This window comes from Pseudomonas sp. QLc11A (assembly GCF_052112305.1).
Lineage (GTDB): Bacteria > Pseudomonadota > Gammaproteobacteria > Pseudomonadales > Pseudomonadaceae > Aquipseudomonas > Aquipseudomonas laurylsulfatiphila.
The window spans coordinates 395185-415726 of the sequence record NZ_JAVAJJ010000001.1 but is presented as its reverse complement, the minus strand read 5'-3'; the positions used below and the strand labels follow the sequence as shown (position 1 = coordinate 415726).

The 20542-nt window shown below is 60.8% G+C and carries 21 protein-coding genes and 2 pseudogenes; 8 read left to right on the top strand and 15 right to left on the bottom strand.

From position 1 onward, the window contains the following. Positions 1 to 165: 165 nt before the first annotated feature. Positions 166 to 1188, top strand: coding sequence for a transporter (locus tag Q8X48_RS01965; RefSeq protein ID WP_407799278.1), 1023 nt, complete (start codon positions 166 to 168; stop codon positions 1186 to 1188). A gap of 195 nt (positions 1189 to 1383) precedes the next feature. On the opposite strand, the gene Q8X48_RS01960 is transcribed toward Q8X48_RS01965, so the two are convergent. Then, complete coding sequence (locus tag Q8X48_RS01960; protein ID WP_407799277.1) at positions 1384 to 2280, bottom strand: LysR family transcriptional regulator; 897 nt, start codon at positions 2278 to 2280, stop codon at positions 1384 to 1386. Between the two features lie 122 nt (positions 2281 to 2402). On the opposite strand from Q8X48_RS01960, the gene Q8X48_RS01955 reads away from it, so the two are divergent. After that, positions 2403 to 3161 carry an SDR family NAD(P)-dependent oxidoreductase gene (locus Q8X48_RS01955; RefSeq protein WP_126052853.1) on the top strand — a complete coding sequence of 253 codons (759 nt, stop codon included), beginning with the start codon at positions 2403 to 2405 and terminating at the stop codon, positions 3159 to 3161. A gap of 163 nt (positions 3162 to 3324) precedes the next feature. On the opposite strand, the gene Q8X48_RS01950 is transcribed toward Q8X48_RS01955, so the two are convergent. Beyond that, positions 3325 to 3756, bottom strand: a complete 432-nt coding sequence (locus tag Q8X48_RS01950) for a multidrug/biocide efflux PACE transporter (protein WP_407799276.1) — start codon at positions 3754 to 3756, stop codon at positions 3325 to 3327. Between the two features lie 90 nt (positions 3757 to 3846). Here Q8X48_RS01950 and Q8X48_RS01945 point away from each other — a divergent pair, with 90 nt between their 5' ends. Then, the gene (locus Q8X48_RS01945) at positions 3847 to 4701 is read left to right on the top strand and encodes a LysR family transcriptional regulator (protein WP_407799275.1); all 855 of its coding nucleotides are present in this window, start codon (positions 3847 to 3849) and stop codon (positions 4699 to 4701) included. 125 nt (positions 4702 to 4826) lie between these two features. Here Q8X48_RS01945 and Q8X48_RS01940 read toward each other — a convergent pair whose 3' ends face one another. The 3 genes from Q8X48_RS01940 to Q8X48_RS01930 all read right to left on the bottom strand — a co-directional run bounded on the left by Q8X48_RS01940 (position 4827) and on the right by Q8X48_RS01930 (position 6900). Beyond that, positions 4827 to 6062 (bottom strand): RNA polymerase sigma factor, encoded by a 1236-nt coding sequence (locus Q8X48_RS01940; protein WP_407799274.1) that lies wholly within the window; start codon positions 6060 to 6062, stop codon positions 4827 to 4829. Between the two features lies 1 nt (position 6063). Beyond that, positions 6064 to 6408, bottom strand: a complete 345-nt coding sequence (locus tag Q8X48_RS01935) for a YciI family protein (protein ID WP_015096538.1) — start codon at positions 6406 to 6408, stop codon at positions 6064 to 6066. A gap of 66 nt (positions 6409 to 6474) precedes the next feature. After that, positions 6475 to 6900 (bottom strand): YybH family protein, encoded by a 426-nt coding sequence (locus Q8X48_RS01930; protein ID WP_407799273.1) that lies wholly within the window; start codon positions 6898 to 6900, stop codon positions 6475 to 6477. A gap of 140 nt (positions 6901 to 7040) precedes the next feature. On the opposite strand from Q8X48_RS01930, the gene Q8X48_RS01925 reads away from it, so the two are divergent. Further along, positions 7041 to 7526: a GNAT family N-acetyltransferase gene (locus Q8X48_RS01925; protein ID WP_407799272.1), complete on the top strand. Its 486-nt coding sequence runs from the start codon at positions 7041 to 7043 to the stop codon at positions 7524 to 7526. A gap of 136 nt (positions 7527 to 7662) precedes the next feature. On the opposite strand, the gene Q8X48_RS01920 is transcribed toward Q8X48_RS01925, so the two are convergent. From Q8X48_RS01920 to Q8X48_RS01910, 3 genes are all read right to left on the bottom strand, one after another. Beyond that, positions 7663 to 8151, bottom strand: a complete 489-nt coding sequence (locus Q8X48_RS01920; protein WP_407799271.1) for a GNAT family N-acetyltransferase — start codon at positions 8149 to 8151, stop codon at positions 7663 to 7665. Between the two features lie 98 nt (positions 8152 to 8249). Continuing rightward, positions 8250 to 8735, bottom strand: a complete 486-nt coding sequence (locus Q8X48_RS01915; RefSeq protein WP_407799270.1) for a GyrI-like domain-containing protein — start codon at positions 8733 to 8735, stop codon at positions 8250 to 8252. 67 nt (positions 8736 to 8802) lie between these two features. Then, complete coding sequence (locus tag Q8X48_RS01910; protein WP_407799269.1) at positions 8803 to 9465, bottom strand: LysE family translocator; 663 nt, start codon at positions 9463 to 9465, stop codon at positions 8803 to 8805. A 139-nt stretch (positions 9466 to 9604) separates the two neighbouring features. On the opposite strand from Q8X48_RS01910, the gene alaC reads away from it, so the two are divergent. Beyond that, positions 9605 to 10822, top strand: coding sequence for an alanine transaminase (gene alaC / locus Q8X48_RS01905; RefSeq protein ID WP_258682287.1), 1218 nt, complete (start codon positions 9605 to 9607; stop codon positions 10820 to 10822). Positions 10823 to 11002: 180 nt separating this feature from the next. On the opposite strand, the gene Q8X48_RS01900 is transcribed toward alaC, so the two are convergent. Both Q8X48_RS01900 and Q8X48_RS01895 read right to left on the bottom strand, forming a co-directional pair. Continuing rightward, positions 11003 to 12355 (bottom strand): GntP family permease, encoded by a 1353-nt coding sequence (locus Q8X48_RS01900; RefSeq protein ID WP_015096544.1) that lies wholly within the window; start codon positions 12353 to 12355, stop codon positions 11003 to 11005. 81 nt (positions 12356 to 12436) lie between these two features. Next, positions 12437 to 12970 carry a gluconokinase gene (locus tag Q8X48_RS01895; RefSeq protein WP_407799268.1) on the bottom strand — a complete coding sequence of 178 codons (534 nt, stop codon included), beginning with the start codon at positions 12968 to 12970 and terminating at the stop codon, positions 12437 to 12439. 215 nt (positions 12971 to 13185) lie between these two features. Between Q8X48_RS01895 and Q8X48_RS01890 the strand changes: the two genes are divergently transcribed. Continuing rightward, a complete protein-coding gene (locus tag Q8X48_RS01890) occupies positions 13186 to 14217 on the top strand; it encodes a LacI family DNA-binding transcriptional regulator (protein WP_126052851.1) in 1032 nt (343 codons plus the stop codon). A 193-nt stretch (positions 14218 to 14410) separates the two neighbouring features. Here Q8X48_RS01890 and Q8X48_RS01885 read toward each other — a convergent pair whose 3' ends face one another. Next, positions 14411 to 14788, bottom strand: coding sequence for a DUF6124 family protein (locus tag Q8X48_RS01885; protein WP_407799267.1), 378 nt, complete (start codon positions 14786 to 14788; stop codon positions 14411 to 14413). A 314-nt stretch (positions 14789 to 15102) separates the two neighbouring features. Between Q8X48_RS01885 and Q8X48_RS01880 the strand changes: the two genes are divergently transcribed. Both Q8X48_RS01880 and Q8X48_RS01875 read left to right on the top strand, forming a co-directional pair. Further along, positions 15103 to 15609 carry a hypothetical protein gene (locus tag Q8X48_RS01880; RefSeq protein ID WP_407802756.1) on the top strand — a complete coding sequence of 169 codons (507 nt, stop codon included), beginning with the start codon at positions 15103 to 15105 and terminating at the stop codon, positions 15607 to 15609. A gap of 167 nt (positions 15610 to 15776) precedes the next feature. Next, positions 15777 to 16415, top strand: a complete 639-nt coding sequence (locus Q8X48_RS01875) for a glutathione S-transferase family protein (RefSeq protein ID WP_407799265.1) — start codon at positions 15777 to 15779, stop codon at positions 16413 to 16415. A gap of 436 nt (positions 16416 to 16851) precedes the next feature. Here the strand turns inward: Q8X48_RS01875 and Q8X48_RS01870 are convergent. The 4 genes and pseudogenes from Q8X48_RS01870 to Q8X48_RS01855 form a co-directional block, all read right to left on the bottom strand. Next, positions 16852 to 17268, bottom strand: a pseudogene (locus tag Q8X48_RS01870) (methyl-accepting chemotaxis protein); the annotation flags it as partial. A gap of 129 nt (positions 17269 to 17397) precedes the next feature. Next, positions 17398 to 18066: pseudogene (locus Q8X48_RS01865) on the bottom strand (PAS domain-containing protein); the annotation flags it as partial. Between the two features lie 712 nt (positions 18067 to 18778). Next, positions 18779 to 19792: an ABC transporter substrate-binding protein gene (locus tag Q8X48_RS01860; protein WP_407799264.1), complete on the bottom strand. Its 1014-nt coding sequence runs from the start codon at positions 19790 to 19792 to the stop codon at positions 18779 to 18781. Beyond that, a complete protein-coding gene (locus Q8X48_RS01855) occupies positions 19789 to 20337 on the bottom strand; it encodes a sigma-70 family RNA polymerase sigma factor (RefSeq protein WP_407799263.1) in 549 nt (182 codons plus the stop codon). Before Q8X48_RS01855 ends, Q8X48_RS01860 begins: the two co-directional genes overlap by 4 nt. Between the last annotated feature and the right edge of the window lie 205 nt (positions 20338 to 20542).

The following is a 20542-nucleotide window of genomic DNA, read 5'->3' as shown; positions in this document are numbered from 1 at the left end:
CGGCTTTTTTGCGTCTGGATGATTGATCAGGCGCACGAGCTGACCAGCGAGCCCGACGGGGTTGCCGCCACTACTGGCGTCACAAAAAAGTCATCCGCGCTTGCGATGATGCCGCTCAAGTGAACCTGTAAAACACGCGACAGGCGCCTCCCCTTGCGAGTCCTCATGAACCACAGCATCGATCAAAGCCATCGCGACACGGATCTGTTCGGCCTGCTCTACGGTTTCAGTTTTCGCCCCGGTGAGGCCGGTCGGGAAATCAACTCCGCCCAAGCCTTGCAGTACCTGCAACAACCGCAAAGCGACGAACAGTTTCTCTGGCTGCACCTGAACCTGGCCCATGCCGCGTGCGAGCGCTGGATGAAAAGCCATATGGAACTGCCCGAGGAATTTTTCGAGGCGCTGCACGAAGGCTCGCGCTCGACGCGCATCGAGCATGTCGACTCCGCGTTGCTGGCGGTGGTCAACGACGTGGTGTTCAACCTCAGCAACATGGTCTCCTCGGATGTCTCGACCTTGTGGGTGTGCGCCCGCAGCCGGCTGATCATCAGCGCCCGTCTGCAGCCGCTGCACTCGGTGGACAAGTTGCGCTCGTCGGTGAAGGCCCGGGAATGCTTTCGCTCCCCGCTGGAGCTGCTGGTGCATCTGCTGCGCGACCAGGGTGAAGTGCTGACCCAGATCGTGCGCAAGACCAGCCAGAGCGTGGACCAGATCGAAGACGAGTTGCTGTCCTCGCGCCTGTCGACCAACCGCGCCGAGCTGGGCGCCAATCGCCGGGTGCTGGTGCGCTTGCAACGGCTGCTGGCGCTGGAGCCAGGCTCGTTGCTGCGCCTGCTCAACCGGCCGCCACAATGGCTGCAAAAGGAAGACGTGAAGGAGCTGCGCAAATCCACCGAGGAGTTTGCGCTGATCATCAACGACCTCACGGCGCTGGGGGAGCGGATCAAGCTGTTGCAGGAAGAGATCGCCGCCAACATCAACGAACAGACCAACCGCACGCTGTTCACCCTGACAGTGGTGACGGTGCTGGCGCTGCCGATCAATATCATTGCCGGTTTCTTCGGCATGAACGTCGGCGGCATTCCGCTGGCCGATGACCCGGAAGGTTTCTGGATCCTGGTGGCGCTGGTCGCGACCTTTACCCTGATTGCCGGGCGCTGGGCGTTTCGCAAGCAGCAGGATTATTAAGATAAAAAGATCGCAGCCTTCGGCAGCTCCTACAGGTCAACGGTGATCCTTTGTACTGGTTGTTCACCCAACTGTTCTGAACACCGCAGTACCCTGTGGGAGCGGGCTTGCCCGCGAATGCGTCGGTACATCCGGCAACTATGTGTCAGACAGACCGCTTTCGCGAGCAAGCCCGCTCCCACAAAAAGCCTTGTCTCAGGTTTCCGAGCGGATCACGTCCCCCAGCCAATCCATGAACACCCTCACCCGCAACGGCAAATGCCGCTGCCGGGCATAGAGCAGCGACGCCTCCATGGACGGTGCATTGAACGGCGACAACACCTCGACCAGTTCGCCGCTTTGCAGGTATTGCTGCATGCCCATTCTCGGCGCCTGAATCAGGCCGAAACCACCCAGACAGGCGGCCTCATAGGCATCGGTGCTGTTGACCGTGACACTGCCGGCCATCGGCAGTCGCTGCACCTGCCCCTTGTCGACGTACACAAAGCCTTCCGAACGCGCGCCCAGCACACCGACGTAGTGCACCAGCCGATGCCGTGCCAGATCCTCCAGCCGCTCGGGCACGCCATAGCGCTGCAGATACGCAGGGCTGGCGCAATTGACCATGGTGAAGTCACACAGGTGTCGCGCCACCACCGATTGGTCCGGCTGGGCGCCGATGCGCAGCACGCAATCGAACCCTTCAGCGAGCAGATCGACCCGGCGGTCGGTGCTGCTGATTTCCAGCTCAAGCAGCGGGTGCTGTGCCATGAACGCCGGCAGGCGCGGCATGACCACGCGACGGGCGAGAATGTTCGGCAGGTCGATGCGAATGCGCCCCACCAGCGACGCCTCGTCCTGGCGAAACAAGCCCTCGATCTCGTCCATGTGTGACAGCAGGTCCTTGCTGCGCTCATACAACACCAGGCCATCCTGGGTTGCCTGGACCTTGCGCGTGGTGCGTTGCAACAGCCGGGTACCGAGCAATGCCTCCAGCGCCTGCACATGCTCGGACACCGTTGATCGAGGCAGCCCGAGGCTTTCGCCGGCCTGGGTGAAACTCGACATCTCGCTGACACGGACAAAGGTGCGCAACAGTTCCAGCTTGTTCATCAGCCCGCTCTTTTATTGTTCGTCTTATCCGACCAGTGATTCCGGTTTCACTCTGTTTATCACCCCTGCGCGGATAAATAAACTTCCTCACATCAACCGCCCATTGCACCTGAGGAAGTCCCATGAACCGTAAAATCGCACTGATCACCGGCGCCAGCCGCGGCCTCGGCAAAAACGCAGCCCTGCATCTGGTCGCCCAAGGCATCGACATCATCGGCACCTACAACAGTCGCGCCGATGAGGCCCAGGCACTGGTGGCCGAGATCGAAAGCCTGGGCGGTCGCGCCGTCATGCTGCAACTGGACGTTGCCCGGAGTGAAAGCTTCAGCGCCTTCGCCAGCGAAGTCGCGAAGGTCCTGCACAGCCACTTCGAGTGCGAGGGTTTCGATTTTCTGGTGAACAACGCCGGGATCGGCCTGCACGCCAACTTCGTCGACACCACCGTCGAACAGTTCGACCAGTTGGTGAACATCCAATTCAAGGGGCCGTTTTTCCTCACGCAGAGCTTGTTGCCATTGCTCAATGACGGCGGGCGCATCATCAACATTTCCAGTGGCCTGACCCGTTTCAGCCTGCCGGGCCACAGCGCCTACGCGGCGATGAAAGGCGCGATGGAAGTGTTGACCCGCTACCAGGCCAAGGAACTCGGGGCGCGCAACATCGCGGTGAATATCCTCGCACCCGGCGCGATTGAAACCGATTTCGGCGGTGGCGCCGTACGCGACAACCCCGGGTTGAACACCCTGGTGGCGAACAACACCGCCCTGGGTCGCGCCGGTTTGCCGGATGACATCGGCGCCGCGATTGCGCTGCTGCTGGCGCCGGGCAGCCAGTGGATCAATGGCCAGCGCATCGAGGCGTCGGGGGGGATGTTTTTGTAAGGCTTACTGTTAGACATCAGGCCAAACAAAATCCCTGTGGCGAGGGGGCTTGTCGGATCGCCGCACCGCCCCGTTCGGCTGCGAAGCAGTCGCAAGCTTGGGACCGCTTCGCGCTCCAACGGGGGCAAGCCCCCTCGCCACAAAAAGCCAGCTTCAAACCAGTTCAGTAAACCTGGCGCAGCACCACCCGCTCCCGAACCACGTCATACCCCCAGTGGTACACGTAGGTGTACGGCAGGAAGAACAGCAACACGCCGATATCCAACAGGAACGCCTGCCACAGGCTGACATCCATCCACCAGGCAATCAGCGGCACGCCAAGCGCGACCAGACCGCCTTCGAACAACAGCGCATGCACCACGCGGACCCAGGCGTTGTGGGCGATGGCGAGGCGCTTGAGCACCCGGTCGAACATCCCGTTGAAGACCACGTTCCAGGCCAGGGCCAGGGCGGCGATGAGAACGGTGACCATGCCCATTTCCAGCATCGGTTTCCTCATGATCCAGGCCAGCAGCGGGGTACAGATCAGGATGGCCAGCAGTTCGAAGCCGATGGCCTGGAAAATACGTTCAGTAATGGATTTGTTGGCGCTCATGGCCGAACTCCCTTGAGTGACTGTGGTTGCCATGATCTGCCATCACACCGATACTTCATAACCAATAACCATCGATCAAGGCGATAGTTCATGGCCTCTCACGAAGTGTTGCTGGCGTTTGTCGAAGCCGCGACCCAAGGCTCGTTTTCCGCCGCGGCGCGCAAGCTGGGCCGCAGTCAGTCGACCATCAGCGCGGCGGTGGCCAGCCTGGAAATCGACCTCAACCTGACGCTGTTCGACCGCAGCAGCCGCAAGCCCGGGTTGACCCCGGCCGGACGCGTCATGCTGCAACGGGCCGAAGACATCCTGGCCGCCAGCAGTCGTCTGGAGATGAGCGCCCGCCAACTGTCCGAAGGGGTGGAAGCGAAGCTGACGGTGGCGCTGTCCGATACCTATCAGTCGGACCGTTTCGAGGCGTCACTCAGTGCCTTCGAGCAGCGTTACCCGGACCTTGAACTCGAATGCCTGATCGCCGAATGCGATGACCTGGTGTCGCTGGTGCAAAGCGGCCGGGCGCAGATTGCCTTCGCCGAAATGCAGGACAGCTACCCGCCGGACCTGGTCAGTTCGACGGTGGACGAGCGCACGGAAATCGCCCTGTTCGTGTCCCCTACCCACCCGCTGGCAAGGCTGGACTACGTCGATCAGGACGTCCTGCAGCAACACCGCGAACTGCGCCTGGCGACCATCATCAATCCCTATGAAAGTCGGGCGAAGGGTCGCGTCTGGTCGGCGCCGAGTTATCTGATGCTGCTGGAAATGGCCCAGGGCGGATTCGGCTGGGCGCCGTTGCCCCGTTGGCTGGTGGAGCGCTTCGGGCCCGGCACCCTGCAGGAACTGGTGGTGCGCGGCTGGCCGAAAACGGTGTCGGTGGATGCGTTGTGGTCGCGGCTCAATCCGCCGGGGCCGGCGGGGAGCTGGTTGCTGGGCAAGATGCTGGAGTGAAGGTCCTTCGGCCCTTATCGCGGGCAAGCCCGCTCCCACAGGTTATTGTGTCGGTCACAAAACTTATGTGCACCACTGCCCCTGTGGGAGCTGGCTTGCCAGCGATGAGTCCATCACATTCAACATCACTCCAACGCCTTGAGCCGCGCTTCGATAAACCGCCGCTCCGGCTCTTGCCGGGTCAACTCCAGCGCCCGTTCCCACGCCGCCCGCGCCTCTTGCTTGCGACCCAGCTGTCGACAAAACTCCGCCCGCGCCGAATGCGCCAGGTGGTAATCCAGCAGTTCGCCCCGCGCCAGAATGGCGTCGACCAGCGTCAGCCCCGCCTGCGGTCCATCGCGTTGGGAAATCGCCGCCGCACGATTCAACTCGATCACCGGCGACGGCACCGCCCGCAGCAGCACGTCATACAGGCCGACAATCTGCGGCCAATCGGTTTCCCCCGCCGTCGAGGCTTCGGCATGCACCGCCGCGATGGCCGCTTGCAGGCAATAGGGCCCGAATCGCCCCATACCCAGCGCGTGCTCGATCAGCACGCAGCCTTCAGCGATCAACCCGGCGTCCCACAGCGAACGGTCCTGCTCGTCGAGCACAATCAACTCGCCGCTCGCCGAAGTCCTGGCCGGGCGCCGCGACTCGTGCAGCAGCATCAACGCCAGCAAGCCCATCACCTCCGGCTCCGGCAACAATTCCACCAGTAACCGGCCGAGACGGATCGCCTCGCGGGTCAATTCCTCGCGGACCAGTTCGACGCCGATGGACGCCGAGTACCCCTCGTTGAACACCAGGTAGATCACCCGCAATACGCTGTCCAGGCGCTCGGGCAACTCCGCCAGCGTCGGCACTTGATAAGGGATTTTCGCGTCGCGGATTTTCGCCTTGGCGCGCACGATGCGCTGGGCGATGGTGGCCGGGGCCGAGAGAAAGGCCCGGGCGATTTCTTCCGTGGTCAGGTCGCAGACTTCCCGCAGCGTCAGCGGCACTTGCGCGTCCGCCGCCAGGGCCGGGTGGCAGCAAGTGAAGATCAGCCGCAGGCGATCGTCTTCCACGTCTTCATCACTCCAGTCTGCCTGTTCCAGCTCCTCCAGCTGCGCAATCAGCAAGGGCTGCGACGCGGCAAAACGGGCGCGCCGGCGCAAGGCATCGATGGCCTTGAAGCGCCCGGCGGACACCAGCCAGGCCCGCGGATTGTCCGGCACACCGTCACGCTGCCAGCGTTCGACGGCGATGAAAAACGCCTCGTGCAAAGCCTCTTCGGCGAGGTCGAAATCACCGAGCAAACGAATCAGGGTCGCAAGAATGCGCCGCGACTCTTCGCGATAGACCCGCTCGACCTGCGCCTGAACCGGCAGCCCTGGCATCTTAAGGATTCAACTGCCGAACGGGGCGCACTTCGACACTGCCGACCCGGGCCGCCGGAATGTTCCCGGCGACCTGGATGGCTTCGTTGAGGTCCTTGGCATCAATCAGATAAAAACCGGCCAGCTGCTCCTTGGTTTCAGCGAATGGACCATCGGTGATCGACATCTTGCCGTTGCGCATGCGCACGGTGGTGGCGGTCTGCACCGACTCCAGCGCCTCGGCGGCGACCATCCGGCCACTGCCCTGGATCGACTCGGCATAGGCCATGCACTCTTCGTCCTTCGGGCTTTCCGGCAGCGAATGCAGCAGGTGCTCATCGCTGTAGACCAGGCATAAGTACTTCATCACGCTCTCCTTATCGAACGATCAACTATGGTCGCTGACTGGCATTCTGGCTCGGCTTCCCGACGATCAGGGCTTGAGGTCGAACAGCGTCGCGCCGCTGGTCATGTCGAACGGTGCCGACCAATGTTCGTGGACGATCTGCCACAGCCCGGCTTCCTGTCGATAGCACTGCGAGACACGCATCCAGCAGGCCTGGGTTTCGCCCTTCTCGTTGGTGCCACCGCACTGGGCCAGCCAGTGAGCGAACGCAATCTCCTGGGACGGCTCGATGGTGATTTCGTGGAATTCGAAGATGTGCGGGCCGGGGCACATTTCCATGCAGGCCTGCCAATGCGCGCGATACGCCGGCTTGCCTTTGAATTGCAGGGCCTTGACCGCGTCGAAGGAGACGATGTCATCGGCATACAGGGCCATGACTTTTTCAATGTCCTTGGCCATGACCGCCTGACGATAGTTCTCGATGAGGTTCTGGATCTGGGTTTGCGAGTTCATGGTGGTTCTCCGTGGTTTTATTGGAAGACACCCTTAGTCGTCTGGCGATCCGGCGAATCGACAGAAGAAATAAAAATAATCCAAACGGCCAGAATCGTTAGAATCCGAGGTTCTATTCATGTTGGAAAAAGGACACTCCCGTGACAGCCCGACTCGTGCCTTACGAAAGCCTGAATGCGCAGCAGCGCCAACAGGTCGAGGCCATTGAAGTACATCCGGAGCAGATAAAGTTCTCCGGTGATATCCACGGTGCATTGCACACCTTGTTGTCCAGGCCCGGCCCGGGGGTCAAAGGATTTGCCCTGCTGGCCGAAGACATTCCCGTGGCCTTCCTGCTGCTCAAACGCCCGCCGGTGTTGCCGGCCTGGGCCGACGAACACAGCGCCACCCTGCATGCCCTGCAAGTCGATCAACGCGCCCAGGGCAAAGGCTACGGCAAGGCCTGCCTGCAGGCGCTGCCCGAGGCGGCGCGCCTGGCCTGGCCAGAGATCCGGGGGCTGGAGCTGTCGGTGGATGCTGATAACGAAGCTGCCATCGCCCTGTACGCCAGGTTCGGCTTTGTCGACAGCGGCGAAGCGTACAAGGGCCGGATCGGCTACGAGCGGCGGATGGGGTTGGTGTTTTGAACACGGCCCCCACCAACACCACAAAACCACTGTGGGAGCGAGCTTGCTCGCGATAGCGGATGATCAGTCGACATCTTTGTTGAATGTTACGCCGCCATCGCGAGCAAGCTCGCTCCCACAGAGGATCTAGGTCGGGTCAGAGTTCCAGCACCATCTCATGCCAGGCCATGCCGCCATGGTCCGACGCCGATGGCTTGACGTAGGCAAAGCCGAACCCTGCATACAACGGAATGTGCCGCTCCTTGCACATCAGGTTGATGCTGACCTTGCCCATCGCACGCATACGCTCGATGAATTCGCCCATCAAAAGCTTGGCCAGGCCCTGCCCCTGAAAATCCGGATGCACCACCACCGACATGATTACCACGTGCGGCCCGGCCGGGTCGTGGCCGATCAGTTCCTTGAACGCTTCGTCCGACATTTCCACCTGAAACGCCGCACCGGAGTTGATGAAACCGGCGACGACGCCGTCCACTTCAGCAACGATAAACCCCTCGGGCCAGGTGGCGATGCGGGTGGCGATTTTCTCGCGAGTCGCGGCTTCGTCACCTTCATAGGCAAGGGTTTCGATGGCAAAGCAGCGGTCCAGATCGGCGGGGGTGACGTTGCGGATGACGGTGTTCATGGCGGCTCGGGATCAGCATGGGAAAGGCTGGGGATGATAAATCAGCCGCCGTGGGACATCGAGAGACGAATCGGCTGATCCGCCTCCCGACACCCCTCTCACGCTTTGATCGGTATCCAGATCTCCAGCTTGCCGGTATTGAGCTTCGGGTTGAAGTCTTCGCTGTAGCGCTCCAGCTCCGGCGCATCCAACACCTCATGCCCCGACTGCGGCTGCCAGGTGCCGAAGATGTACTGAAACAGTTGCGGCAAGGTCTCCAGCGGCCCCTTGTGCTCGAACACCGCGTACAGCTGCGGCTGAACTTCCACCCAGCGATAGGTTTCCGGCAAGTCATCGAGCTTGCTGATCTCGACCCCGGCGATGTAATCGAAGCCGCCCTTGCCGTCGAAATTGCAGCAGACGCCGTAGGTGACTTCGCCTTTCTGGCCCGGAATCTGGCCCAGATGCGGGATGAATTTCTCCCAGAGCTCGGGAATGCCCTGGGTGGTTTGCTGGGTGAATGTTCCGCCCAGCCCTGCAATCAGCAGGAAGTGCCCGTGCTCAAAGCGCGGTTGCGTCAGTTCGACGCGTGCTGGCTCATCCATGACTCGACTCCTGACGCATAAAAATGGGTTCGGCTGGGAGTATAGAAGCCAAACCCGATTCGCCCAATTACAGTGCGTGCAACGGCTCGACCGCACCGGCGCCAACGAACTCGTTGTAACCCGATAGGATCACGTAGACCGCGAAATAACAGAAGATCGCCGCCGATGCCATGTAGGAATAACGCAGCAACTTGTCGCCGAGCAACTTGCCGCCGTGGCTCGCGGCAAAGCACAGCCCGACGCACCAGAGAATCCCCGCGCAGAGAAAACCGCCGAGAAACAGCGCGGAGCTGAGGGCGCCACCGCCGCCGGAACGGGCGATCAGCGTGCCACCCACCGCAGCGAACCAGAGAATCGCGCTAGGCGACGACATGGCCAGGAAGATCCCGCGAAAGAACTCCTTGCGATGGGAGTTGTGCCCCACCTCGGCCGATTGCGCCAGCACCGCTTCGTGGTAAATCGCCGAATAGATCATCTTCGCCGCGAAATACACCAGCAGCGCCGAGCCACCGATCCACAACACCCAGCGCACGGTTTCGTACTGCAGCAACACGGTCATGCCGGCCAGCGCCAGTACCGCGTAGATCAGATCGCCCACGCAGGTCCCCAGGCCCAGGGCAAAGCCCTGGAAATAGCCGCGCTGCATGGCCAGGGTGATCATCGCGATGTTGGCCACGCCGATATCCAGGCACAGCGAAAGGCTCAGCAAGAAGCCGCTGGTAAATTCCATCGAACCCTATCCTTCGGAAAAATTTGTTTACTTTGAGGCTGGACAGTCTGCCACAGCTGCCCTTACATTCCGCCACAGGTCACCGCAGTGACCAGCGTCGCTCGGACGGTTCCGGGCGCTTACGTTATCCGAGGCAACAATGGCCGAACAAGGTTCGCCGCGCCGCTTTGCGCGCATCGATCGACTCCCCCCTTACGTTTTCAACATCACCGCCGAGCTGAAGATGGCCGCCCGTCGTCGTGGCGAAGACATCATCGACTTGAGCATGGGCAACCCCGACGGCGCCACGCCGCCGCACATCGTCGAAAAACTCGTCACGGTGGCCCAGCGCGAAGACACCCACGGCTACTCCACCTCCAAGGGCATTCCGCGCCTGCGCCGGGCGATTTCCAACTGGTACAAGGACCGCTACGAGGTCGACATCGACCCGGAAAGCGAGGCCATTGTCACCATCGGCTCCAAGGAAGGCCTGGCACACCTGATGCTGGCCACCCTGGATCAGGGCGACACCGTGCTGGTGCCCAACCCGAGCTACCCGATTCACATCTACGGTGCCGTGATTGCCGGCGCCCAGGTGCGGTCGGTGCCGCTGGTGCCGGGCGTGGATTTCTTCGCGGAGCTGGAGCGGGCCATTCGCGGCTCGATCCCGAAACCGAAGATGATGATCCTCGGTTTCCCGTCCAACCCGACCGCCCAGTGCGTGGAGCTGGACTTCTTCGAGCGCGTCATCGCCCTCGCCAAGCAGTACGACGTGCTGGTGGTGCACGACCTGGCCTACGCCGACATCGTCTACGACGGCTGGAAAGCCCCGTCGATCATGCAGGTGCCGGGGGCCAAGGACATTGCGGTGGAGTTCTTCACCCTGTCCAAGAGCTACAACATGGCCGGCTGGCGCATTGGCTTCATGGTCGGCAACCCGGAACTGGTCAACGCCCTGGCGCGGATCAAGAGCTACCACGACTACGGCACCTTCACCCCGTTGCAAGTGGCGGCGATTGCTGCCCTGGAAGGCGATCAGCAATGCGTGCGCGACATCGCCGAGCAGTATCGGCAGCGCCGTAACGTACTGGTCAAGGGCCTGCATGAACTGGGCTGGATGGTGGAAAACCCGAAAGCGTCGATGTACGTCTGGGCCAAAATCCCTGAGGCTTACGCGCACCTGGGTTCGCTGGAGTTCGCCAAGAAACTGCTGGCCGAAGCCAAGGTCTGTGTCTCGCCGGGCGTCGGGTTTGGCGAGTACGGCGACGATCACGTGCGCTTTGCCCTGATCGAAAACCAGGACCGGATCCGCCAGGCCGTACGCGGGATTCGCGGGATGTTCCGGGCGGATGGCTTGGTCACCAAATCCAACGCCTGACCCATATCTCCTGTGGGAGCGAGCTTGCTCGCGATGGCGTCTTATCGGTCAATAATAATGGCGACTGATACACCGCTATCGCGAGCAAGCTCGCTCCCACAGGGTCTTGTATAGGTCCTTGAAATCGAGCACCCACAAAAAAACCGCATCGCTGCGGTTTTTTTGTGTCTGTCGAATCGCTTAGACGAACAGCGACAACAACAGGATAAAGCCCAGGCCCACCACCGACAGGATGGTTTCCATCGCCGTCCAGGTCTTGAAGGTTTCGGCCACGGTCATATTGAAGTACTGCTTGACCAGCCAGAAACCGGCGTCGTTGACGTGGGACAGGATCAGGGAACCGGCACCGGTGGCCAGCACCAGCAGCTCACGGTTCACGCCCGGAATCATCCCCACCACCGGCACCACGATGCCCGCGCCAGTGATGGTCGCCACAGTCGCCGAACCGGTGGCGATACGAATCACCGCCGCCACCAGCCAGGCCAGCAGGATCGGCGAGATCTGTGCGTTTACCGCCATGTGGCCGATCACGTCACCCACGCCGCTGGTCACCAGCATCTGCTTGAAGCCACCGCCGGCACCGATGATCAGGATGATCGCGGCGGTCGGCGCGAGGCTGGCATCCAGCCATTTCATCATTTGGCTGGAACCGATGCCCTGCTTGTAACCGAAGGTATACAGCGACAGCAGCAAGGCCAGCAGCAACGCCGAAATCGGGTGACCGATCAGGTCCATGAAGGCGCGGAAGATGTTGCCATCGGGCAGCACCACGTCGGCAAAGGTCTTGAGCAGCATCAGGAACACTGGCAGCAGCACGGTCACCAGCGTGATGCCAAAGCTCGGCAGATCGGCAGAATCCGATTCGCGGGCCAGTTGATCCACCAGCTCCTGATTAGGATGACCAGGGATGTGCTTGGCAATGAACGTACCAAAGATCGGGCCGGCGATGATGGCGGTTGGCAGCGCAACGATCAGGCCGTACAGAATGGTCTTGCCGATGTCAGCACCGAACACACCGATGGCCAGCAGCGGCCCCGGGTGCGGCGGCACCAGGCCGTGTACCGCGGACAGACCCGCCAGCAGCGGGATACCGATCTTGATGATCGAAACGCCAGTGCGGCGAGCGACGATGAACACCAGCGGGATCAGCAGCACGAAGCCGATTTCGAAGAACAGCGGAATACCGACCAGGAACGCCGCGAACATCATCGCCCACTGCACCTTGTCCTTGCCGAAGGCGCGGATCAACGTCTGCGCGATCTGATCCGCACCGCCCGATTCGGCCATCATCTTGCCGAGCATCGTGCCCAGCGCGAGGATGATGCCGACAAAGCCAAGCACGCCACCGAAGCCGTCCTGGAACGCCTTGATGATGGTGCCGATCGGCATGCCGGAGGTCAGCCCGAGGAAGGCTGCGGCGATGATCAGGGCAAGGAAGGGGTGCAATTTGAACTTGGTGATCAGGACGATAAGCCCGATCACCGTGACCACTGCATCGAGCAGCAGGAACGTCTCGTGGGACATGCCAAACATTAGGGGTGTCTCCTGGTTGTTGTTGTTATGAAAGCGGGTTAGTCAGAAGCCGCGAGGACAGCGCTGTCTTTGCAAGCACAGTCAAACCGCCTGTTTCAGGCCGTTCGTCTGCCACCAGGCATGAGCCTGCGCAGCCAGTTGCTCGACGCTATGGGTCGAAGCATCCAGCGCCAGGGTCAACGGCTCGCCGACAGGCGATTCGAGGGTGGCGAACTGGCTGGCGATCAGGGTCGACGGCATGAAGTGGCCCGGCCGATGGGACACACGGTCGGCGGCTACCTCGGGGGTCAACTCAAGGAACACGAAGCCCAGGCCCGGCAAGGCGCTGCGCAGACGTTCGCGATAGATGTGTTTGAGCGCCGAACAGGTCAGCACCGGGCGCTCGCCCTTGGCGTCGACACGGCGCAGTTCATCGCACAGGCTGTCGAGCCAGCCGGCGCGGTCTTCATCGTTCAGGGGGATCCCCGCGCTCATCTTTTCGATATTGGCGGCAGGGTGGAAAGAGTCGCCTTCAATGGCCGTAGCGCCGCTCAGTTGGCACAGGGCCTCGCTGACGCACGTCTTGCCGCAACCGGCAACGCCCATGATGACCAGGGCGGTGATGGGATGGTTCATGTAACACCTCAGCGCGCAGACAGCGCTACCTTTGCCAGTTATGACACTAGACCAAAAGCAGAAGTTGCCGACGCCTTTCTTGTCATTTTATGGGTTGCAGCAGGTTAGGTCCCAACACCAAAAAGCGAGGATCAGGCGAACCCTCGCTCACGCATTTGCAGCTGCATCGAGACAGCGCTACCTTAGTGCCTTGAATTTTGTTTGGCAAGCCGTCGATGAACACAACCAAGAACGATAAAAATACCCGCACCACTGGCCGCCCTACCCTGAACGAAGTTGCCCGACTGGCCGGCGTCAGCCCGATCACCGCCTCCCGCGCCCTGCGTGGCGTCAGCACCGTGGCCACCGAACTGGTGGAAAAGGTGCAGAAAGCGGCACTGGAACTCAACTATGTCGTCAACCCTGCCGCCCGCGCCCTGGCCTCGGCCCAGAGCCAATCCGTGGTGGTGTTGGTGCCTTCATTATCCAATTTGCTGTTCATCGATACCCTGGAAGCCATTCATCGGGTTTTGCGCCCCAAGGGCTTCGAAGTGCTGATCGGCAACTTCCACTACTCACGCGATGAAGAAGAAAACCTGCTGCGCAACTACATGGCCTATCAGCCACGCGGCTTGCTGCTGACCGGGTTCGACCGCACCGAAAGCTCGCGGCGGATGATCGAAGCCAGCAACATTCCCTGCGTGTACATGATGGAGCTGGACAGCGCCGCCGGGCTCAATTGCGTGGGCTTCTCGCAACTGGCGGCCGGCGAAACGGCGGCCGAACACTTGCTGTCCCGCGGTCGCAAACGCCTGGCCTACATCGGCGCGCAACTGGACCAGCGCACCTTGCTGCGCGGCGAAGGTTTCCGCAAAGCCCTGCAAAAGGCCGGCTTGTATGACCCGGCGCTGGAAGTGCTGACGCCCCGCCCGTCCTCGGTCGGCCTGGGCGGCGAATTGTTCTTGCAGATGATCGCCAGCCACCCGGATGTCGATGCGATCTTCTTCGGCAACGACGACCTGGCCCAGGGCGCGCTGCTCGAAGCGATGCGACACGGGATCAAGATCCCCGAGCAAGTGGCGATCCTCGGCTTCAACGACCTGCCCATGTCCGAACACATGGTCCCGCGCCTGAGCAGCATCAACACCCCCCGCGAGGCCATCGGCCGCCGCGCGGCTGAGCAGATGCTGACACTGATGGCCGGCAACACCGTGGCCAGGCCGGTGCAGGACATGGGGTTTGAGTTGAAGGTGCGCGAGAGTACTTAAGCCCCTGCATCAATGTGGTCAGGCAAGGGACATTGTGGCGAGGGGGCTCGCCCCCGTTCGGCTGCGGAGCAGTCGTGATCCAGTTCACTTGGTTTAACTGTATGACCGCAGTGTCTGTTTTTGGGGTCGCTTCGCAACCCAACGGGGGCAAGCCCCCTCGCCACAGAAAAGCCCCCTCACCTTCGCTCAGTGTTCAATCCTGCGGATCGAGGTTATCCAGCACGCGATTCACCGCCAGTTCCGCCAGCATGATGATCTGTGCGATCGCCAGCGCCGTGTTGCGCTGGCTGCCTTCCAGAAACGTTGCAAAGTCATTGGTCATCACACTCGCCGAGGCCAGTGACTCGCAGGCGTGCGCCAACAGCGTTTCGTTATTGATGCCGGGTGAGATGGAAAACATCGGGCTGGGATTGCGTGGGGGGGTTGGGCGTGGGTTTGAACATGGCAATGCTCCTAGAGTGATGGAGCTGCCACGTCTCGCTGCGATACGAAGGGTGGCAGCTGTACGCGGGTCGCAGACCGGGACTCTAGAACCCGGTAGACCCGAAGGTCTCCCACGCACAGCCGCCATAAAGTGAAGTGATCACGAATGGTGGACGCTATGCGTCTAGAGATACCCGGGCTGCGAAACCCGATCGCTGAATTTGCAGCGACACGGAACGATAGAGTCCGGATACCAGGCGCACAAGTCGGCGGATTCTGGCGTAGTTGTAGGCAAGGGTGCAAGAAACCGTAATCTGCGGAACGCCTCTGAAGCTGATGACATTCAGACCATTCCTACACAACATTCCGGGACTGTTTAACCGTATTTCGAAACATCTTTTACCCTGCGCGGCCCGAGAGTCGAGTGCAGAATCCGCACACTTTTTTCTCGCGGAGATTCCTGTGCGCAAAGCGATTTTCCTGACCGGCGTGCTGACCTTCCTGCTCGGCCAAACGATTCAGGCACAAGCCTCGGAGCCGAACGACTGGACGCAGTTTCTGAACGATCCTCGTTTCATGCCGGCAATCAAAAACTGCCTCGCCGCGCACCCGAAAGCCGAGGGACCAGCCGTTGTCATGAACGTTTGGCATGCGAACCTGGAAGAAGCCGGGGTCATGACAACCGACCTGAGCGGACGCAGAAACAACTGTTTCGCCCGCAAGGACACGGGTGTTTTAAGGCACTCCCAGACGGTGTTTGACCTGCCCGGACCACTGTTTGTGTCAGTGGACCAAGCCAAGGTTGCGCCCAAGGGCGAGTGCATCGAATCAACCCCGGTGTACATCGACCGGCAGCTTCAGGGCTGGATACTCAGACAACCGATCCTCGACCCGCATATTCCCAGTGCCTGTTCGACCCCGATCTGGACCGACCTGCTGCCGACCAACCAGACTCGGCCAAGTGCCTGAAGCCCAATCAAGAGCCTCCGTCGAGGCATTACCAGGCGAAGCATGGGAACGATCAAGGCGCCCATGCGAGCGGATTTCAACTAACCTTTTAGAGCAACCTATGTCGCCCTCTGGCGGGCACACTGTTAGATTCCCGTAGCGCACCAATTCGCTAACGGAGTAGCTCAATGGAACACACACTGAAGATCCTGGGTAAAGCCTCGTCGATCAACGTCCGCAAGGTTCTGTGGACCTGCGAGGAACTGGGCATCACCTACGAACGCGAGGACTGGGGCAGCGGTTTTGCCTCTACCCACAGCCCCGAGTTCCTCCGGTTCAATCCCAACGCGCAGGTGCCGGTGATCATCGATGAAGCCGGAGTGTTATGGGAGTCCAATACCATCTGTCGCTACCTGGTGGGCAAACACCATCACCATCATGCCGAGCTACTGCCTACCGAACCGGCCGCCCGCGCCCGGGTGGAGCAGTGGATGGATTGGCAAGCCACCGAGCTCAATCCGTCCTGGAGATACCCGTTCATGGCACTGGTGCGCAAGGACCCGGAGTTCCAGGACCCGCATAGCCTCGAGGTCGGCATTCGTGGCTGGAACCAGAAGATGGCCATCCTCGAACATCAACTCGCGACCACCAAGGCCTATGTTGCCGGGCCACGGTTTACTCTGGCCGACATCGTCATCGGCCTGTCCGTCAACCGCTGGCTGATGACCCCGATCGAGCGTCCGGATTACCCCGCCGTCGATGAGTATTTCAAGCGCCTGGCGCAGCATCCCGGCTTCCTGAAGCATTGCTGCAACGGCTTGCCTTGAACGGCCGCAGGTTGCCGATATTACGCGTGTGACCTGGATAAACGCGGTGCGCTTGAGTCCATCGCCAGCAAGCTGGCTCCTACAATTGCGGTCTCCTGTAGGAGCGAGCTTGCTCGCGATGGTCGTTAACGATAACGCGTGCGAACTGGATAAACGCGGCGCGCTTGAGTCCATCGCCAGCAGGCTGGCTCCTACAATTGCGGTCTCCTGTAGGAGCGAGCTTGCTCGCGATGGTCGTCAACGATAACGCGTGCGAACTGGATAAACGCGGCGCGCTTGAGTCCATCGCCAACAGGCTGGCTCCTACAATTGCGGCCCCCTGTAGGAGCGAGCTTGCTCGCGATGGTCGTTAACGATAACGCGTGTGACCTGGATAAACGCGGCGCACTGGAGTCCATCGCCAGCAAGCTGGCTCCTACAGTTGTAGTTACCGCGACTAGTTCAGTTGCAACGTCGAGTTGAACTGGCTGATCGCATCCACCACATGCCGTGAGCCCTGCTGGATTTCCAGGATCACCTCCCCCGCCTCGTGCGCCAGTTCCACGCCCAAGCCGGTTCGGCTCAGGCTCGATTGCATGCTCGACACGGCGCTGAGCGACAAGTCGTGGTTCTTGCGCACCACCTCGACGATCTCCAGCGTCGCCTGGCTGGTACGCGCCGCGAGGCTGCGCACCTCATCGGCCACTACCGCAAACCCGCGCCCGTGCTCACCGGCCCGCGCCGCTTCAATGGCCGCGTTGAGTGCCAGCAGGTTGGTCTGATCGGCAATGCCGCGGATGGTCTGCACGATGGTGCCGATGATGTCGGACTGTTTGCTCACGGCATCGATACTCAGTGCCGCTTCGTTCAGGTCGCGGGAAATGTCCTGGATGATCTGCACCGTCTGCTGCACCACTTCGGAACCCTTGCGCGCGCAGACGTCGTTTTGCACCGAGGTGCTGTGGGCCGATTCGGCGGCGGTTTGCAGGGTGGTCATCTGGGCAGTGATGTCGCTGGCAAACTTGACCACTTTGTACAAACGCCCCTTGGCGTCGAACAAAGGGTTGTAGGACGCTTCGAGGAATATCGTCTGACCTTGCTTGTTCCTGCGCTCGAAACGATGGGAGTGATATTCGCCGCGGTTGAGCGAAGCCCAGAAATTGCGGTAACCCTGGGACTCGGCTTCGGCACGGTGGCAGAACAGGCTGTGATGCTGCCCCACCACTTCGTTGAGCGAGTACTGCATGGTTTTCAGGAAGTTGTCGTTGGCGCTGATGACCTTGCCTTCGGGCGTGAATTCGATCACGGCCATGGAGCGGCTGATCGCGGCGAGTCGGCTTTCGTTTTCGTGTTCCTTGTTGATCCGGGCGGTGATGTCGGTAGCGACCTTGATCACGCTCTTGACCTGCCGGTCGGGGCCCAGCACCGGCATGTAGCTGGCTTCGAGCCAGATTTCACGGCCGCTTTTGTGCAAGCGCAAAAAGGTCCCGCTCAGCGGCTCGCCCCGCGCCAGGTCGCGCCACAGTTTGGTGTAGTCGTCGCTGCGGTAGTACTGCTCTTCACAAAAGATCCGGTGATGCTTGCCACGCACGTCTTCGGCGCTGTAACCCATGGCACTGCAAAAGTTTTCGTTGGCATCGATGATGATGCCGTCCGGGGTGAATTCAATCATCGCCATCGAACGACTGACCGCCGCCAGCTTGGCGTTGGCCTCGGTCAGCGCACAGCTGAAGCGTTCGATTTCCAGCAGGTCAGCCTTGTGATGTAGGTTGAACATTGTTGTATCACCTTGCGCGCAATTTTTTGATTAATGAAAGTTGCAGGTCTTTCACATCCACCACTACGTTCCGTGGAACAGGCACACGCACCCCTCCAAAAAGAAGGACTAGTCAGGTGATAAACGATGATCAATCGGAGGGTCCTTACAGCGACACGCTCATCAAGACATCCTTCTCTTGATAGCCCGCATGCGGGCCAGCCCTAACAGATTCGAATCAAATTCCATTTAGCGGACAGCTCCCTGTGTTCAAGTGTCGGTGCCTTTGATTGCGCACTCTGACGGCCAGTCGACCGCCCCATCACGGTCGACATAACCAATTACAGCTGATCATAGACAGCAAGCTTGGGCTTGCAAGGCCACTAGTCGGCCAGCATTGAGGACAAAAACGGTTCAGCGGCTTGTTGGGGGGATTGCTCGTCGATCAAGGTAGATCAGCGGCCGGCGGTTAAAGCGGCGTTGACCGCCGAACTGGCGTAAGACTTCAAATCGAATCGCGAGCAAGCTCGCTCCCACAGGATTTTGGGGTTCCCAAATACTGCGTCCGCTGCAGTTCCCCTGTGGGAGCGAGCTTGCTCGCGATGGCTACTTTCCAGACATTACAAAACTACAAGCTCGCACTCACCTTGCTAGCCACCTCCCCCGGCACCCAGCCCTTCCACACCTGCGGCTGCTCACGCAAAAACGCTTCGGCGACTTCGCGGGGTTTCTGGCGTTTTTCACTCATCTGGCCCAGGGTCTGGTTCAACAGATCAATCGGCAGGTCGACCTTTTCGAAGAACGTCACCAGGTCCGGGTATTGCGCCTTGAACGGTGCCGACACGCCGATGGCCAGGCTCGCCGGCATCGAGCGCGTGCCTTTGGGGTTCGGGTTGTTGGCGTCGGCCAGGGTTTTCCAGGCTTCGGCGTCGAACGGCGGCTCGTCGAGCTTCACCAGTTTGAATCGCCCCAACAGTGGCGTCGGCGACCAGTAGTAGAACAGCACCGGTTTGCCACGGCGGATCGACGACGCCACTTCTGCGTCCAGCGCTGCGCCGGAACCGGTGCGGAAGTTGACGTAGCTGGCGGTCAGGTCATAAGCCTTGAATTTCTGGCTGTTGACGATTTCCGAGGTCCAGCCGGTGGGGCTGTTGAGGAAGCGTCCACGACTCGGGTCTTCGGGGTCGCGGAATACATCCTTGTACTTCGCCAGGTCGGCAACGGACTTCAGCTCCGGGGCCAAGGGCTTGATGCCGCGCTCGGGATCGCCCTTGATCACGTACTCCGGCACCCACCAACCTTCGGTGGCGCCTTTGACCGTATCGCCGAGGCCGAAGACCTTGCCCTCGGCGGCAGCCTTGACCCAGGCCGGGCTGCGTCCTGCCCACTCTTCACCGATGACCTGGATATCGTTTTTGGCCAGCGCCGCTTCCAGGCTGACGGTACTGCCCGGCAGCGTGTCGGTCGGGTAGCCGTAACCTTTTTCAACGATCAGGCGCAGGATTTCGGTGATGAGGCTGCCGCTTTCCCAGGTGATGTCGCCAAAATGGATAGGCGCCGCTTTTTCCGTGGCCGATGCCGGGTGGGACAACAGGCTCAGGGCCAGCAGCGAACTGCCGAGCAGGGTTTTGATCGATCTCATGCGGACCTCTTGTTCTGGAGTGGGCGGTTCAGGGATTGGTTGGCGCTGTGCCGGTCGCACAGGGCCTGAGAACGGGTCATGTAGTCGCTGACCGAACGCAGGGAGATGCCCAGCGCAGCGGCAATTTGCGGATAGGTCAGGCCGTCGATCCGCGACAGCAGGAAGGTCGAGCGCACTTTGCCGGGCAGCCGCTGAAGACTGCGCTCCACACGGGTCAGGGTCTGGGACCGTTGAACCAGTTCCTCCGGCGATTCGGCGTGGATCGGCTCGGCCTGTTGCAGTTGCTGAAGGTACTGGCGCTCCAGGTCACCTCGACGCCAACGCTGATAGAGCAGGCGCCGGGCGATGGTGGTGAGCAAGGCACGGGGTTCACGGATGGCCGTCAGGCCAGGCGCCTGGAGCAGCTGCAGGAAGGTTTCGCAGGCGATGTCTTCGACAGCGGCGGCATCGTTCAGAGACTGACGCAGACGTGTGCAGAGCCAGTGGTAGTGAGCGCGGAACAGTCCGTCCACGTGTTTGCGGTGAAGAATATCGGCGCCGGACATAGGGGCTCCTGGGTTAGGGGTCGCTGAATGTCCGGTGGTCCGGTGAGGCGAATCCTAGCAAGTAGCCTTATTCATTAAAAATACTTAAAACTTATTTTTATATTCACTTATGGAATTAAAAATCTCTTGCGTCTGACCGTTCGTCATCGCGGGCAAGCCCGCTCCCACAGGTACTCCGAAACCCTGTGGGAGCGGGCTTGCCCGC